The following is a 14,670-nucleotide window of genomic DNA, read 5'->3' as shown; positions in this document are numbered from 1 at the left end:
TGTGGCAAGGCGCAATCGTTGTGCCCAGGTCCAGGTCCTCATCTTGCATTCATGAGACCAATCCATGAGGAGTTGGCAGCGGCGAGCGCACGCTGGTACTCATGCATGCGCGTCATTTCAGGGCTGGGGCCGCTGCTCCTCTTGGGCCTCGTGCCCCCTGCGTTAGTTCGTTCCTTGTCATGCCGGGACCGGTACTGCGAGCCGCTCCTGAATGGCAGGACCTCAGAGCCCGAACAGCCTCTCAAAGAAGTTCTTCTGGCGCCTGGGGCGCCGCTGGGGTTGGCTCCTGCCGCTTTCGCCGGCATTGGCGTAGCGCGAATCCTGTCCAGCGCCACCCACACCCGGCAGGCCCACCGGCTTCTGATCCTTCAGGGCGATCTTCATGAAGTTGTGCCAGACGTCGGTTGGCAGGTTGCCGCCAGACACGCCCTTGGTGGGCGTGCTGTCGTCGTTGCCGAGCCAGACGCCAGCGACCAGATTGCCAGTGAAGCCCACGAACCAGGCATCCTTGTAGTCGTTGGTGGTGCCGGTCTTGCCCGCCATGGGCCATCCGGGCACCAGCGCCTTCTTGGCCGTGCCGATGACGAAAACGCTGTGCATCATCTTGTTCATCATGGCTACGACACTTGGATCGATGACGCGGCCCGGACTGTCCGACGTCGGGCGGCTGAAGAGGAGCTTGCCGTCTGTAGTCTTCACTTCAGTGATCACGTAAGGCACAACCCGGAAGCCCCCATTGGCGAAGGCTGCATAGGCGCCCACGAGCTCAAACGGCGTGACTTCCGAGGTGCCGAGCGCGATGGTGGGGTCGGTTTGGAGCGGGGAGGTGATGCCGAGGCGCTGGGCCGTTTGCACCACGGCCCCGGGCCCGACCTCCATGTTGAGCTTCACCGCCACGGTGTTGAGCGAGAGCGCGAGAGCATTGCGTAAGGTGATCGGCCCCCGATAGCCCCGGTCATAATTCTCGGGCTTCCAGCCGTTGATGTTGACCGGCGAATCCGTGCGCACGGTGTCGGGAGTAAGCCCCCGCTCAAGAGCCGTGAGATACACGAAGGGCTTGAAGGACGAGCCCGGCTGGCGGCGGGCGGTGGTGGCCCGGTTGAACTGGCTCGCCTCGTAGTCGCGGCCGCCCACGAGGGCTGTTACAGCCCCGTCTGGCCGCAGAGCCACGAAGGCGCCCTGGCTCACATTGAACTTCTGGCCCTTGGCGTTGAGTTCGTCCACCAGCACCCGCTCGGCTGCCGCCTGCAGGGACGGCTCAAGAGTGGTCGACACCACGATGTCGGAGTCGATGGTGCCGACGACGTCGTCGAGCACGTCCACCACGTAGTCAGCGGCATAATTGGCGGAACCGGCTCCTTTGGGACGCACGGGCTCGGTCGGTGCGCCGAGCGCTGTCTTGGTCATGTCCGGCGTGATGAAGCCGAGCTCGTTCATGGCCGCGAGCACGAGTTCGGCGCGGGCTTGTGCGGCCTCCGGGTTGCGGTTGGGGGCCAGGCGTGAGGGCGATTGCACGAGGCCTGCCAGAACGGCCGCCTCCGAGAGCGACACGTTGCGGGCCGACTTGCCATAATAGCGCTGGGCGGCCGCCTCGACCCCGTAGGCGCCGGCGCCGAAATAGACGCGGTTCAGATAGAGTTCGAGGATCTGGTCCTTCGAGTAGTTGCGCTCGAGCCAGAGAGCCAGGATCGCCTCCTGGATCTTCCGCGAGGCAGTGCGCTCCTGGGTCAGGAAGAGGTTCTTGGCGAGCTGCTGCGTCAGGGTCGAGCCGCCCTGCAGGCCGCCGCTGTTGCTCAGGTTGCGGTAGGCGGCGCGGCCGAGGCCCATCGGGTCGATGCCCCAATGGTCGTAGAAGCGCCGATCCTCAATCGCGACGAAAGCCTTGGGCAAGTAGGGTGGGAGTTCCTCTAGGGAAACCTCGCGCCCGCCCGTTTCGCCGCGGTTGGCAAGAAACGAGCCGTCGCTCGCCAGGATGGCGATGTTCGGGGGCCGTTTCGGCACGGTGAGCTGATCGATCGGCGGCAGATGTGAGGCGTAGTAGGCGACGATGCCGCCCAAGCCGATGACGCCGCACAGGCAGAGCCCGAGCCCGGCATAAACCACCTTGCTGAAGAACGAGCCGCCGCTTGTGCGCTGGGCCTTCTTGGGATGACAAGGCCCGTCATCGCCGGTTTGAGAGGCCCGCCTGGGCGCTACGGCCTCGCCCTCCCGATTCTCGGACGTGGGACAAGAATCCAGCTCCTGCGCTTCCGTAGCCGGCGCGTCGACAACCGGCTCGCGCCGGTCACATCCGTTCGCCACGTGTGATCAACCCCATTCATCCCATCGGTGCAATCGGGCGTTTCTGCCATAGGGGCTTGGCACAACCAAGCCCCGGAGGGGACATGCATGTCACTCCCCGAGACCCCACGCGTGAGGGCACGTTCAACTTAACTGAGTAAAGGCGGTATTCCGCTGTTCTCCGCTCTTCCGCGACTGGTCTAAGCTATTGAAACATCATGGCCTGCTTCGGACCGAAGCACCGGGAAGGGTAAGTAAGCGTAAATTGATGGTGCCTTGCAGGCCTCGCCCAGTGTCGCCATGTTCTTACTCCTAATCGAAGGGAAAGAACTTCCAGCGCACGGAAACGCCCCGGTGAAAAGCGTGACGGTCTTCAGCCGGGGCGTCTGTGGCTTTAGGGGGCTTATGCCACACCAGCTAAGCTAGGTTGTCCTGATCGACCCGCAACTGGACAAAAGAGGCGAGTCTTTATTCCTGCTTACGCACTCCGCATCGGGAGTTGCTCGGGCAAGGTAATGCCCTAATCGAGGGAGCCTTCCCCGACCTCTAGCTTAGGGCTTCAATCGCCTTGGCCGATGGATTAGGCTCGGCGCTTCAGCTAGGGGATCTATCCTGCCCTCGGTCCGCAGCTTGGGGTCGCCGAACAAAGGTCCGAGGAGTTCCTTGACGCGCCCGCTCAAGGTCTTGGCGCCGCCCCGATCCGATTTTGGTCCATCGCACCGCTCCTGAGATCTAGCCTGTTCCGAATTCGGATACCAGCAGCGGCTGCCTTCCTCTGAGATCCACACTCCTGCCGCAGTGCGCCATTAGCAAGGCTTTCCCGAGTGTAGGAGCGAGGAGAGGGATCAACGCGCGCTTACATCAGCTTCCTGTTTGATCCGCTGCTTCCGCTCTCCCGGCAAGTCTTGCTATGCGATCCGCCGCCTCAGGCAGGTAGTTGCAGATGCTGCTGCGCCCACATGGCGGCCTGGGTGCGGTTGCCCGCCTTGACCTTTCTCAGAATGCTCTTGATGTGGACCTTCACGGTCGCTTCTGCGAGACCGAGCTGACGCGCGATCATTTTGTTGGATGCGCCCTGCATGAGGCATCGCAGGATCTGGGCTTCCCTGTCCGACAGCCGCCCTACAAGCTCGACACCCGGGAACGGAGGACCTTCCTGAGCGTCCAGCCCGCTCCAATGGGGCTGCTGTTCGAGCAGAGCCAAGCCTATCTCAGCCGGAAGGAACGTCTCACCGTCGACAACCAACTCCAGAGCCTTGACCAGGCTGCTCCCACCCATGGCTGGGGAGCAAAGCCCGTTCAGGCCGGCTTGGAACAGACGGAGGACGGTGTTGGGCTCCAAATGGTCGGCCAGAACAACCACCCGGGCTGAGGGACACTGAGCCTTCAGCCGCTCAAGGGTTTCCAGATAAGCGTTGGGCGAGAGGCTCTCTCCCAGCAGGATGAGAACGCGGTCGCTCCCAGCAAAGATTGATATGTCCGACGTCAGATCGACGACATGATCCGTCAGAGCGAACGGCGTGTTGGATAGGATCAACCTGAGACCAGTGCGAAGAACAGTGTTGCGGCAGATCAACAGGGTCGTGGTACGCGGTACGGCATTATAGGCAATCGAGTGCGATTGCATCCTGACAACAACTTCTTGTCTCATAACTCAATGCCCCTTGGCCCCTTTAGCGGGTAACTCAATACTGTACCAAGAGCTTGCCCAGTGGTTTGTCCCGAACGGGGCAGCAACTGGGCACGGGTGGGTTAACTCTTTCGGCAGCCTGAACCTCAGAGGGTCACCGTCCGTAGGCTCATTGGCACCACAGGCCGCAATTTGCCAGGGTTAAGGAAGGCTCTAAGGCCAGCGTCTTAGAGCATAACGTACATCAGGATCACACAGCTCAGGCCGGAAAGTGCAAGGGCGAGCGTCACGATGGAGACAGCCTGGTTTCCAAACCGATCAAGCTCAGCCTGAGCCGCTTCGGGTTGGGCATGACGTTCCAGGTCAAGAAAGTTCATTGTGCCGCCTCAGGTCCGGATCCCCTCTGACATACAAACGCCGTGGTACTCCCTAAGGTTCAGCTTACAATGCTGAGAACGAACCTGAATGAGGGTTGGTTTCCGATCAACGCTGCGCCGCGTGATGGCACACCCGTAATTCTCTGGATGAGCGGCGAAGAGACCCCGCCGGAGGCCCCGGAGCCTGTCGGGTACTGGACGGCTAATCCGAATGCCGGCATCGGCTATTGGCGACTCTTCGGTGACCCACCCCGCTTTTGCGGGGATCGGCAGATCCGCGGCTGGCGCCCGCTTCTCCGGAGGGATGATACCCCGCGGTTCTCGGCAGAGCCTGGGAGGAACAGCACAAGACGGTGCGGCGGCACATAAGACGTTAACCCCGGATCATGAGGATTAGGAACGGCAGCCCATCTCCTTTGTTGGGGGTTCTATCAACCATTGGCAGATCTCAGCCCCATGTCTGTTTTCGAGCCTCGAATGGTGGTCCTCGTGGTCGAGGACGAAACCCTCGTACGCATGTTCATGGCCGACTTCCTGGACGAGGCCGGGTTCAAGGTCTTTGAGGCCGTCAATGCCGATGAGGCAATGACCGTTCTCAAAGCTCGTCCCGACGTTCAGGTCGTCGTCACCGACATTGAGATGCCCGCAGGGTCCATGAACGGCCTCACCTTGGCTCGGGCCATCCAGGAGCGTTGGCCGGAGATCGGGATCGTCGTCACGTCTGGTCGAGAGCGCCCCGGCCCCGACGACCTGTCGGACAGGGTTGCTTTCCTCGCCAAGCCCTACTTGCCCGACACCATCATCAACGTGATCCGGCAATTGGCCACCCCTCAGGTCGTGGAGCGGCAGTCTGCTCAGAGCGCCTGACGTCCCGTCTGCTGTCAGTGGACGACTGGATCCAGAGGGATCGACGCGAGGACTTGGCCGGATGGGGTTACAATGTCGAGCCGCCAGCCCTGATGCCATGACGCATCGAGGTCGAGCGCAGCCTTCCTGATGTCTTGGATGGCTAGGAGGGCCAGTTCCTGAGCCCTCTCCAAATCTAACACCTCAACGCCGACCTCATCCGGGATGATCTCGTGCTGGTTCACCAGATGGAAGTAGCAATGCATCGGATGCCTCTGGATCCATGCAGTCCCAGGCTGCTCAACCATGACTTTGACGGTATCGGTACTGCAAAGATATTGCTTTGGTAGCTACACACTGGCGAAGGGTCTGCCAATACCACTCCATGATGACCTCCATGGCGGGAATAGATGCTGGGCTCCCACCGTTAACGTAACTTGTGCTGGTCAGATCACTGGACGGTATGGCAGGGATGCTGACGACCGCAGCAGGTTGGAGACGTCGATCAAACTATGAAAACCGCAGCAGAATACAGCAAGCACGCTGAAGAGTGTCGGGTGCTCGCCAAGCAGATGCCCGATGGTGAGCAGAACAAGCAGCTTCTGGAGATGGCCAGAACCTGGGACGCCCTAGCCGCAGAGCGGGAAAGGTTGGTCCGAAACCGCTCCGAACTCGACACAGCGGAAGAGTCGAGCAAGGCTCGCATGTCCTCCATCCGCCAGTCTTAGGACTAGCTCATGTCGCGCTCCTTCTTCGAGGCTGGATGTCCGGGAACGAGATAGCTCTGACCTCAACCATTGTGATTGCGGCCTTTTCCATCCTGTTCGCGCTTGTCATGAGCCGGAAGAAACCTCCGCGTAAGGAGCCTTAACTTCGCATCGCAACAGTCTGGAACGCGCTTGCTGCTACGAAAAATTTACCATGGCTGCTTCAGGATACCTGCGCCGGGCGTGTTGCGTATCAGCCCGAAAGAGGCGGGGTTGTTTCGTCCTCCGCATGCGCCCTGGCTGAGGGTTCACGACTCCCCTTGGCCAGGGCCTCAGGCGCTCTCAGCCGGAGGTCGGCAATGACCCCTCGGTGAGGGCGCTTTCTCACGCGGATAGAGGCGAAACGGGCTCAGCTATTGCTACTCGCCTCTTGCTCTCCATATGGCCCTGCTTTCACCAGGTGTCTGATTGCTCATGATATCGGTCGCAGAGTACCGGCTACACGCCGCGGAATGCCGCAAGCTCGCCCGGCAGTTGCCTGTAGGCCTCCAGCGCGAGAAGCTTCTTGGGATTGCCGAGCACTGGGATGGGCTCGCACAGGCCCGCGAAGCACAACTGCGCAGGAGGTTAGACGCTAAGGCGGTTAAGCCGCCACCGAACGGGGAAACTTGAGGCTGGCGGCTCCAGGCCGGGGTCTCTATGGACAGAAGCAACCATTCGCCTGATCCCTGGAGGGACCGACTCCTCGACGATTAGGGGAGCATGAGAAAGCGTGAGGCTGCTTATCCAGCTGCACAGGGAGAAGAGGTTAGTGTCGGAGGGGATGGTCTTGGTAACCGTGGACGAGCCTCCCGACCCGCAGGCTGTCTAAGATGTGCCCCACGAAACCTTATGCTCTCGTCAGATAGGGACCAGAACAAGATCTGTATCCATTGACACGCTAAGGTAGCACGGATCGGTAACCCTTCAGATCGGGCTTGCGAGCTGAGCGCTCAAAACGAAGTAAGTTGATGCTCACGCGACCAGGTACCCGTTTGAAAGTATTGCATTAACCCGCCTTCTTGGACCGGTCCGGACAGTACGCTCTCTCAGGCAACACTTCGGAGAGCAGTACACTTCTCCATCGGTTGTTCAGCCCGCCATGATGGCTGTCGCTTTGCCCCTAAAGGCGAGATAAGGAACTCAACAAAATCAAGGGCAATCCTTGCCGCTAAATGTGAGATTTTGCCTATAAAATCGAGATTTTTCCCTCTAAAAGTGAGACAGCGTTTACAGGGGCGTGCGGCTGGCTGCGATGGAGATGAAACGGGACCTGACAGAGTTTGCCAAGGCCGCCTTGCTCCGGACCTATCACAAGGAAGCCCGTTTGCTCGCCACCGTCGATCGTATCGCGCGCCAGATACAGCACCGCGTTCACACGCAGGGATCAAAGAGCAGCGAACAAACCTGATCGGCATCTCGCCTTTAAGGGCAAAGAAAGTCGCTTTTCGACACCCAACGCGACGAATCTCAAAGTTAAAGGCAAAGTGACAGTCGCCCAACAGATCGACAGCGGGGTCTTTCGCATTGGGAACCGATCCTGCGGGGGGGGGCGTTTCCGCCATGCCCCCAAGGAAGGTGCTGTGGCCTGCATTCGCCTCATGCTTCGCTGCCTGCTCGTCGTGACGGTTGCCCTCGGCCTCGCGAGCGCCCCGCTGTATGCGGTCGCCCAGGCTACGGATGGGCCTGCGGTTGACCAGCCCCATCACGGGCATATGGTCATGGTCGACCAGGGATCCGCCGACCATGACCATGCGGCCCCAGCCCAGCCCCATGCAATGGGGCAGACCTGCTGTCACCCCGGCTGCGTCATGGCCGTCGTGCCAGGCTTTGCCGATCTGGCGACTAATCCTTTGCCGTGGGTCACCATTCCAATCCCTGGTGCCCCGGGTGTGGCACCGTTTGCTCCGTTGGGACTCGACCGCCCACCAAAACGGGCCTGAACCAGAGGCGGAGCCGACACACTCCCGTGATGGCTTCCGTTTGCCATAAGACCTGGCCTGCCGGCGCGTCGGGCGCCGTGCCTTTGCGGGCCGACAACTCACCGCGCCTTGAATTCAGGAGATCACCATGAACACTCGTACGCTTGCCCTTGCGGCCGCCTTCCTGTCCGCCGGCACCGCTGGCGCCTTGGCCCAGCAGACCCAGCCGCAGCAACAGATGCATCACCCCTCTGGCGGCCAGATGGCCATGTCGGCCGAGAGCCTGCCGGAGGAGTGTCGGACTGCGGTTCAGGCCAGCGGCCAGATGCAAAACATGCAGAACATGCCGGGCATGGACATGTCCGGCATGATGCAGAGCATGCAGGGCATGATGGCCAACATGAACGACGCCCAGAAGGGCTACATGCAGGCCATGATGAAGATGCACGGCCCGATGATGGCCGCCCACATGATCAAGGACTCCGACGTTGCCTTCATCTGCGGGATGATCGCCCACCACCAGGGCGCCATCGACATGGCCGATGTGGTCCTCAAGACGGGCGACAATGCCGAGGCGAAGAAGATGGCTGAGAAGACGAAGAAGGAACAGGGCCAGGAAATCGCCGAGATGAAGGAATGGCTATCCAAGAACGCAAAGAAGGAGGGCTCCCAATAGGGCAATTGAGCCCTGGCCGCCGATCGGCGGTGGCTCCTTTCCCATGCCGGGAAACGTGCAGGAGGGGCCGTTCGGCCCCTCTTGGTGTTGGCTTCGTCAATGATGGCTGGTTTGGGTGGTCCGGACAGCCTGAGGCCCGTGCGGATACTCCTTGTTGTGGGAGTGGGTCGAAAGCTCCGTCGCCTGAGCGGCTTCTCCGTCCGGGCCGTAGAAGACCCCGTGCAGGCCCCAGTAGCCAGAGACGAATACCACCAAGGCGACCGCCAGACCGGCTGGGACCCAAGCCAGGCTGCCAAAGCGCGGCAGGGAGCTCGGCACCTTCACGGTGATCGCCTTGGCCTCCCGGCAGGGATCGGCGGCCACCAGGAAGAGGGTTGCCATGATCAGGGCGTGTCCCACGAGGTCGATGCGGCCGAACGGGTACACCGCAGTGAAGAAGATCAGCAGCAGCGACACCGCCGAGAGACGGCGCACCAGCGGGGTCCAAAGCAGGCCGAAGCCCAGGGTGAATTCCGCAACGCCAGCCATCGGGATGAACACGTCACGCGGCATGCCGAAGGTCAGGAAGGGCTTCTCCTCGACAAGCGGGTAGAACCAGTTCGGATAGGCGAACTTCTCGAGCGACGACCACATGAGGGCGATCGCGATGCCCCAGCGCAGGGCTAGGAACCGGCGGGCCCGCCATTTCTCGTCGTTCGACGAAGCCATAACCAGATAAGCCGCGACACCGACGCCAAGCGCTAGATAGTCGAGCAGATGGAAGAGATCGTACTCGCGCAGCGCCACCACCCAGAGGGTAATGATGCCGGCGGCCGCGATCGGCATGGTCCGCCGCGAGAACACGCAGGCGGCGATCAGGAGCTGGGCCCACGAGATCAGCTCCGAATCCGTCTTGAGGTCAGGGGTGAGATAGATCCCGCCAACGGCGAAGATCGCGACGAAGAACGCCGCGGTGGACGAGCGCATGAAGTCGTCGGAGCGGCTCCAGAGAGGGGCGCTGATGCGGTCGAGGCCAGACAGGACCGCCTTGCCGGCAGCCGTGCGCTCGACCGCGAGGGTGGCGAGGAAGAAGGCCAGCACCAGGCCGATGCCCGTCCAGAACCACTGGTTCGTCAGCGTCGCGCTGATCGGCTGCGGCGAGGCGTCCACGATGTAGGGTGCGAACCACTTCACGTGGGCCTCGGCGGGCAGCGTCCAGGCCGCACCGGCGACCAGGGCGACGAGGCCAGACGCGGCCTTGTTGAGGGAAAATGGAACTCTTGATTTCGGCTCGTACGACACGGAGCCGCTCGTGGCGGTCACGGCAGGCATAACGTCCTCGTTACTCATGACTATTGTCTTCGAGCCGAGGGTGTAGGCGTGTTCGGCACCGCGGGAAATTCAGATCATGTCCCTAAGGTCACGCCCCTAAGGGATGTCCCGGAGCATGGGGCCAGCGGCAAGGAGGCCGCGTCAGATCGCACCCGTCAGGCGGCCCATGACGCCGGCCCCGAGGATGGCGAGGAGACCCCAGCACGTCCAGTAGGCCATCGGTTCCCACCAGACAGGCGGAGCGTCAGCTTGTTGCTCCAGACGATGCTTGTCGTACATGCCCCAGGCGTGGACCGCCGCACCGACGAGCAGGAGCGGAAGGCCGAGGGAACCGATGTGGCTGGCGGCCAGCGCCCCGAGACCGACTCCAAGGACGACCGCGCCGACACCCGACGTGAGCTCGGCCAGCCGCAGGCGGTCAGGCCTGGTGGCGGTCACTCGCTCTTTCCATGATGGCGGCCATGGCCCCCGTGCATGAACAGGTGCATCAGCGGGCAGGCCAGCAGCAGCAGGTACGGCAGGGCCGTCAGGATGTGGTCCGTGTGGGTTGCGAAGAGGTAGATCCCAAGGGCGGCCAGTCCGAGCGTGACGACCCAGCCTAAGGGTGTTCCGACCAGAAGTGTCCGCCAGCTTTTGGGCGACGTCGAAGACACGTTCGGTGTGGTGGTCATGGTAGGCCTCCCGATCAGGATAGGGCCAAGTCTAGGCCGCCTGCCGGGAACCTGCTTTGATCTCGCGCAAGTCCATGGCTCCAAGGGCCTCTTTGTCAGCTCGGTGGAGCCATGGACGACTGGATCAGGCGGGCATCAGGTCGATCACGCGCATGACCGCGGGTGAGTTGCTTTGGTTCTTGTCCTCCTCGAACGAGTCCTTGGCGCAGGCGAAGACGTGGCCAGCCTTGGCCGTGTACGTCTTGTCGCCCTGCTTGACCCAGACCTCGCCCTCCAAGATCTGGCAGATCATATCGTTCTTCATCGCCTCGTCCGGAAATCCGGAGCCCGGCGCGAAGACATAGTCGGTGACCACCGCCGTCTTGTACGCCCCGATGGCGATCGGCCACTTGCCGAGATCGACCTGACGGATGCCTGGCATGATCTCCTTGCCGGCATCCGGACCATACATCGAGGCCGCCGCTGCCGGACGCGACAGCCCCATGGCCGGAGCGAGGGCAACACCGAGGAAAAGAGCCGACCTGCGATTGAGGCTTTCCATGGCATCCTCCATCCCTGAGCCATGTGCCAAATGCACATGCAGCGGTCAGTTCACGCCCGGTCAGCCCAGCTGTCAAAACACATTCACAGGCGCACGGTCCGCAGCCGGATGGCATTGCCGATCACGCTGACTGACGACAGCGCCATGGCGGCGGCCGCGATGATGGGCGACAGCAGGATGCCGAAGAATGGATAGAGCACGCCCGCCGCGACCGGCACGCCGAGCGCGTTGTAGATGAAGGCGAAGAACAGGTTCTGGCGGATGTTGCCCATCGTGGCATGTGACAGCCGCCGTGCCCGGACGATCCCGGTGAGGTCCCCTTTCAGTAGGGTCACGCCCGCGCTCTCCATCGCCACGTCCGTGCCGGTGCCCATCGCGATGCCGACGTCCGCGGCTGCCAGCGCTGGGGCATCGTTCACGCCGTCGCCCGCCATGGCGACGACCCGGCCCGCCCGCTTGAACTTGTCCACCACGGCGCTCTTCTGATCCGGCAGGACCTCCGCCTCCACTTCATCGATCCCCAGCCGCCGGGCGACAGCCTTGGCGGTCGTCCAGTTGTCGCCGGTCAGCATCACGACCCGCACGCCCTCCGCCTTGAGGCCAGTCAGGGCTTCTGGCGTCGACGCCTTCACCGGGTCGGCGATGGCGATGGCCCCGGCCACCTTGCCGTCGACGCCGGCGAAGATCGCCGTGGCGCCATCCTCCCGCAGCCTGTCCGCCTGCTCCGCCAAAGGAGCGACGTCGACACCGTGCTCGGCCAGAAAGGCCTTGTTGCCGAGGACGATGCGGCGGCCGTCGACAGTGCCCAACGCCCCCTTGCCGGTCGGCGAGTCGAACTCGGTGACCGCTGCGGTGGCGATACCCTGCTTCTCCGCGGCGGCCACGATGGCTACCGCCAGTGGATGCTCGCTCGCCCGCTCCACGCTCGCCGACAGGCGCAGGACCTCGGCCTCGGTGAAGCCAGGGGCGGGCACAATGGCCGTGACGGCCGGCTTGCCCTCGGTGAGCGTGCCCGTCTTATCCACCACCAAGGTGTCGACCTTCTCCATGTGCTCCAGGGCCTCGGCGTTCTTGATCAAGACGCCGGCCTGGGCGCCGCGGCCGACGCCAACCATGATCGACATCGGCGTGGCGAGCCCCAGCGCACACGGGCAGGCGATGATCAGCACCGCCACGGCGGCCACGAGGCCGTAGGAGAACTGCGGCTCGGGTCCCCAGATCATCCAGGCGAGAAAGGCGAGCACCGCTACCCCGATTACGGCTGGCACGAAGTACCCGGAGACCTGGTCGGCCAAGCGCTGGATCGGGGCGCGGCTGCGCTGGGCCTCGGCCACGAGCTGGACGATCTGGGACAGCATCGTGTCGCGGCCGACCTTCTGGGCCTCGATCACCAATCCACCCGACTGGTTCATGGTGCCGCCGATCGCCTTGGCGCCGATCTCCTTGGTCACGGGCATGGACTCGCCGGTGACCATCGACTCGTCGACCGCACTGCGGCCGTCAACGACCACGCCGTCAACCGGCACCTTCTCGCCCGGCCGCACCCGGAGCCGGTCCCCGACCTGCACGGTGTCGAGCTGAACCTCCTGCTCGGTGCCATCAGGCATGATCCTGCGGGCCGTCTTAGGCGCGAGGTCGAGCAGGGCTCGTATGGCCCCGCTCGTGGTCTCGCGGGCCCTGAGCTCGAGCACCTGGCCGAGCAGGACCAACACTGTGATGACGGACGCCGCCTCGAAGTACACAGCGACGGCACCATCATGACCGCGGAAGGCCGCCGGGAAAACGTCAGGCGCCAGCGTCGCGACCATGCTGTAGACCCACGCCACCCCCGTGCCCATGGCGATCAGGGTGAACATGTTGAGGCTGCGGTTGACGAGCGACTGCCAGCCTCGCACGAAGAAGGGCCAGCCCGCCCAGAGCACGACCGGGGTTGCGAGCAGCATCTGGATCCAGTTCGACGTTTGCTGGCTGATGTAGTGGCTGAGGGCCGTCAGGTGGCCGCCCATCTCCAAGGCCACCACTGGGATAGACAGCACAAGGCCGATCCAGAACCGGCGTGTCATGTCGATGAGTTCGTGGCTCGGGCCGGTCTCGGCCGTTGCCACGACCGGTTCCAAGGCCATGCCACAGATCGGGCAGGATCCCGGGCCGACTTGGCGGATCTGGGGGTGCATCGGGCACGTGTAGATCGTGCCCTCCGGAACGGCTTCCGCCTTCCTCTCGGCTGCGGGCTCTGTGTATCTGGCCGGTTCCGCCATGAACTTCGACTGGCACCCGGACGAACAGAAATAATACGGCTTGCCTTCGTATTGGGCCCGATGGGTGGTCGTATGCGGATCCACCATCATCCCGCAGACCGGATCCTTCACCTTCCCAGAGTCTGCTGCGGGTTCATGGTGATGATGGTGCCCAGCATGGTCGCCATGGGCATGGGGATCATGATGATGCCCATCGTGGGAGTGGCGGTCGACGGCACGGTTGTCGGTCATGGCTCACCTCGCCTGATACGCTGGGACGGATGCTCGCCCTTGCCATCGTGGGAAGGTCAAGCTTCTCCAAGCACCGGATTACCGGCGGCTGCGCCTTGAGGCATTGATCCAAGGCAACGCGCGGCCGCCGATGACGGTCACTTTCCCTTCCGGATGCTGACGACGCTGATCTGGCCGTTCACGCGATCGGCCTGGAACCGAACCCGGTCGCCGGCCTTCACGCCCTTGATCACCGCCGGGTCCTGCGCCCGGAACACCATCGTCATCGCATCCATGTTCAGGTTCGGGATCGGCCCATGGTCGATGGTGATCTTCCCGGCGCCGGTGTCCACCTTCTCGATGGTGCCGGACACCATGGGAAGATTCGCCGCTGCGGCTGGCTGGGCCGAAGCCTGGGGTGCAGCCGATTGCGTTCCGCCGGTCCCGAACCTCACGACGGAAATCTTGCCGTTCACGCGGTCCGCCTGGAACTGCACCTTGTCCCCGGCCTTCACGCCTTGGAGGAGGGCAGGGTCTTGAACCCGGAACACCATGGTCATGGCGTCCATGTCGAGGTTGGGGATCGGGCCGTGATCGATCGTGACCTTGCCTGCGCCGGCATCGACCTTCTCGATGGTACCGGACACCATGGGGAGTTGGCTGGCGGAAGCCTGTGCGGCGGGTTGCGCCGGGACAGCAGCCTGCACCTGCGGGGCAGGGGTGGCAGTCCGCTGATCCAAGGGGCCGGATCCATGCGGCGGCTGGTCCAGCTTGGCGCGGTAATCCGCCTGGCGGTTGCGGACCTGCCACTCCTTCAGTTCGGAAATCTGCTTCTGTTGCTCGTCGATAATTTTCTGTGCGACCCGGCGGAGCTGCTCGTCTGCACCGTGCTCGAGCTGCGTCCGGGCGAGGAAGATCAGGTCCTCGTGGTGGGCGATGAGGAGGGCGGCGAAATCCTTGTCCGGGTCACCGACGAGCTTCATGTCCTTGAAGCGGTCGTCCATGACCTCGCGGACGCGCTCGTAGGCGGCCGGCGCCCCCGCGGCGGGCTGGGCCTGCGCAGTCCGGTCAGGGCCGATGGCGACGTTCGCCAGCATGGCCCCAAAGGCGGTGAGGGTGACGGTCAGGCGTTTCATGGCAGTCTCTTTCTTGAAGCGGGATGACCGCCTCGCGGAACGGCGGGTCTCGGACGCGTTCCGCAA

14 protein-coding genes are annotated in these 14,670 nt (G+C 63.0%); 4 read left to right on the top strand and 10 right to left on the bottom strand.

Annotated elements, in window-relative coordinates:
• Positions 1–222: 222 nt before the first annotated feature.
• The 3 genes from NF876_RS02545 to NF876_RS02535 all read right to left on the bottom strand — a co-directional run bounded on the left by NF876_RS02545 (position 223) and on the right by NF876_RS02535 (position 4,287).
• Positions 223–2,301, bottom strand: coding sequence for a transglycosylase domain-containing protein (locus tag NF876_RS02545; protein WP_262265637.1), 2,079 nt, complete (start codon positions 2,299–2,301; stop codon positions 223–225).
• Positions 2,302–3,205: 904 nt separating this feature from the next.
• Entirely contained in the window at positions 3,206–3,907 is a 702-nt protein-coding gene (locus NF876_RS02540; RefSeq protein WP_210808861.1) for a LuxR C-terminal-related transcriptional regulator, read from the bottom strand.
• A 230-nt stretch (positions 3,908–4,137) separates the two neighbouring features.
• A complete protein-coding gene (locus NF876_RS02535; RefSeq protein WP_210808863.1) occupies positions 4,138–4,287 on the bottom strand; it encodes a hypothetical protein in 150 nt (49 codons plus the stop codon).
• 456 nt (positions 4,288–4,743) lie between these two features.
• Between NF876_RS02535 and NF876_RS02530 the strand changes: the two genes are divergently transcribed.
• Positions 4,744–5,154 carry a response regulator gene (locus NF876_RS02530; protein WP_247654455.1) on the top strand — a complete coding sequence of 137 codons (411 nt, stop codon included), beginning with the start codon at positions 4,744–4,746 and terminating at the stop codon, positions 5,152–5,154.
• A 14-nt stretch (positions 5,155–5,168) separates the two neighbouring features.
• On the opposite strand, the gene NF876_RS02525 is transcribed toward NF876_RS02530, so the two are convergent.
• Positions 5,169–5,399, bottom strand: a complete 231-nt coding sequence (locus NF876_RS02525) for a DUF6894 family protein (protein WP_210808972.1) — start codon at positions 5,397–5,399, stop codon at positions 5,169–5,171.
• Between the two features lie 246 nt (positions 5,400–5,645).
• On the opposite strand from NF876_RS02525, the gene NF876_RS02520 reads away from it, so the two are divergent.
• The 3 genes from NF876_RS02520 (at position 5,646) to NF876_RS02510 (ending at position 8,477) form a co-directional block, all read left to right on the top strand.
• On the top strand, positions 5,646–5,861 hold the full coding sequence (locus NF876_RS02520) for a hypothetical protein (RefSeq protein ID WP_210808865.1): 216 nt from the start codon (positions 5,646–5,648) through the stop codon (positions 5,859–5,861).
• Between the two features lie 1,601 nt (positions 5,862–7,462).
• On the top strand, positions 7,463–7,822 hold the full coding sequence (locus NF876_RS02515) for a hypothetical protein (protein WP_262267369.1): 360 nt from the start codon (positions 7,463–7,465) through the stop codon (positions 7,820–7,822).
• Positions 7,823–7,949: 127 nt separating this feature from the next.
• Positions 7,950–8,477, top strand: coding sequence for a DUF305 domain-containing protein (locus NF876_RS02510; RefSeq protein WP_210808867.1), 528 nt, complete (start codon positions 7,950–7,952; stop codon positions 8,475–8,477).
• Between the two features lie 96 nt (positions 8,478–8,573).
• On the opposite strand, the gene NF876_RS02505 is transcribed toward NF876_RS02510, so the two are convergent.
• The 6 genes from NF876_RS02505 to NF876_RS02480 form a co-directional block, all read right to left on the bottom strand.
• Entirely contained in the window at positions 8,574–9,806 is a 1,233-nt protein-coding gene (locus tag NF876_RS02505) for a hypothetical protein (RefSeq protein WP_247654457.1), read from the bottom strand.
• 123 nt (positions 9,807–9,929) lie between these two features.
• Positions 9,930–10,226, bottom strand: a complete 297-nt coding sequence (locus NF876_RS02500; RefSeq protein WP_210808869.1) for a hypothetical protein — start codon at positions 10,224–10,226, stop codon at positions 9,930–9,932.
• Positions 10,223–10,459 carry a DUF2933 domain-containing protein gene (locus NF876_RS02495; RefSeq protein ID WP_210808871.1) on the bottom strand — a complete coding sequence of 79 codons (237 nt, stop codon included), beginning with the start codon at positions 10,457–10,459 and terminating at the stop codon, positions 10,223–10,225. Before NF876_RS02495 ends, NF876_RS02500 begins: the two co-directional genes overlap by 4 nt.
• Before the next feature lie 124 nt (positions 10,460–10,583).
• The gene (locus NF876_RS02490; RefSeq protein WP_210808873.1) at positions 10,584–11,000 is read right to left on the bottom strand and encodes a cupin domain-containing protein; all 417 of its coding nucleotides are present in this window, start codon (positions 10,998–11,000) and stop codon (positions 10,584–10,586) included.
• 83 nt (positions 11,001–11,083) lie between these two features.
• Entirely contained in the window at positions 11,084–13,489 is a 2,406-nt protein-coding gene (locus tag NF876_RS02485; RefSeq protein WP_210808875.1) for a heavy metal translocating P-type ATPase, read from the bottom strand.
• A gap of 137 nt (positions 13,490–13,626) precedes the next feature.
• Positions 13,627–14,604: a copper-binding protein gene (locus NF876_RS02480; RefSeq protein ID WP_247654458.1), complete on the bottom strand. Its 978-nt coding sequence runs from the start codon at positions 14,602–14,604 to the stop codon at positions 13,627–13,629.
• Positions 14,605–14,670: the final 66 nt, after the last annotated feature.

The sequence above is a fragment of the Microvirga yunnanensis genome (genome assembly GCF_025460875.1).
The sequence above is the reverse complement of the archived record's forward strand: the minus strand, read 5'-3'. Positions and strand labels throughout refer to the sequence as shown.

What these genes read in the sequence shown, in the direction of transcription:
- NF876_RS02540 (WP_210808861.1), bottom strand. Translation starts at nt 3,907, where the DNA reads ATGCAATCGCACTCGATTGCCTATAATGCCGTACCGCGTACCACGACC.
- NF876_RS02485 (WP_210808875.1), bottom strand. Translation starts at nt 13,489, where the DNA reads ATGACCGACAACCGTGCCGTCGACCGCCACTCCCACGATGGGCATCAT.
- NF876_RS02530 (WP_247654455.1), top strand. Translation starts at nt 4,744, where the DNA reads ATGTCTGTTTTCGAGCCTCGAATGGTGGTCCTCGTGGTCGAGGACGAA.
- NF876_RS02510 (WP_210808867.1), top strand. Translation starts at nt 7,950, where the DNA reads ATGAACACTCGTACGCTTGCCCTTGCGGCCGCCTTCCTGTCCGCCGGC.
- NF876_RS02490 (WP_210808873.1), bottom strand. Translation starts at nt 11,000, where the DNA reads ATGGAAAGCCTCAATCGCAGGTCGGCTCTTTTCCTCGGTGTTGCCCTC.
- NF876_RS02525 (WP_210808972.1), bottom strand. Translation starts at nt 5,399, where the DNA reads ATGCATTGCTACTTCCATCTGGTGAACCAGCACGAGATCATCCCGGAT.
- NF876_RS02535 (WP_210808863.1), bottom strand. Translation starts at nt 4,287, where the DNA reads ATGAACTTTCTTGACCTGGAACGTCATGCCCAACCCGAAGCGGCTCAG.
- NF876_RS02520 (WP_210808865.1), top strand. Translation starts at nt 5,646, where the DNA reads ATGAAAACCGCAGCAGAATACAGCAAGCACGCTGAAGAGTGTCGGGTG.
- NF876_RS02480 (WP_247654458.1), bottom strand. Translation starts at nt 14,604, where the DNA reads ATGAAACGCCTGACCGTCACCCTCACCGCCTTTGGGGCCATGCTGGCG.
- NF876_RS02505 (WP_247654457.1), bottom strand. Translation starts at nt 9,806, where the DNA reads ATGAGTAACGAGGACGTTATGCCTGCCGTGACCGCCACGAGCGGCTCC.
- NF876_RS02495 (WP_210808871.1), bottom strand. Translation starts at nt 10,459, where the DNA reads ATGACCACCACACCGAACGTGTCTTCGACGTCGCCCAAAAGCTGGCGG.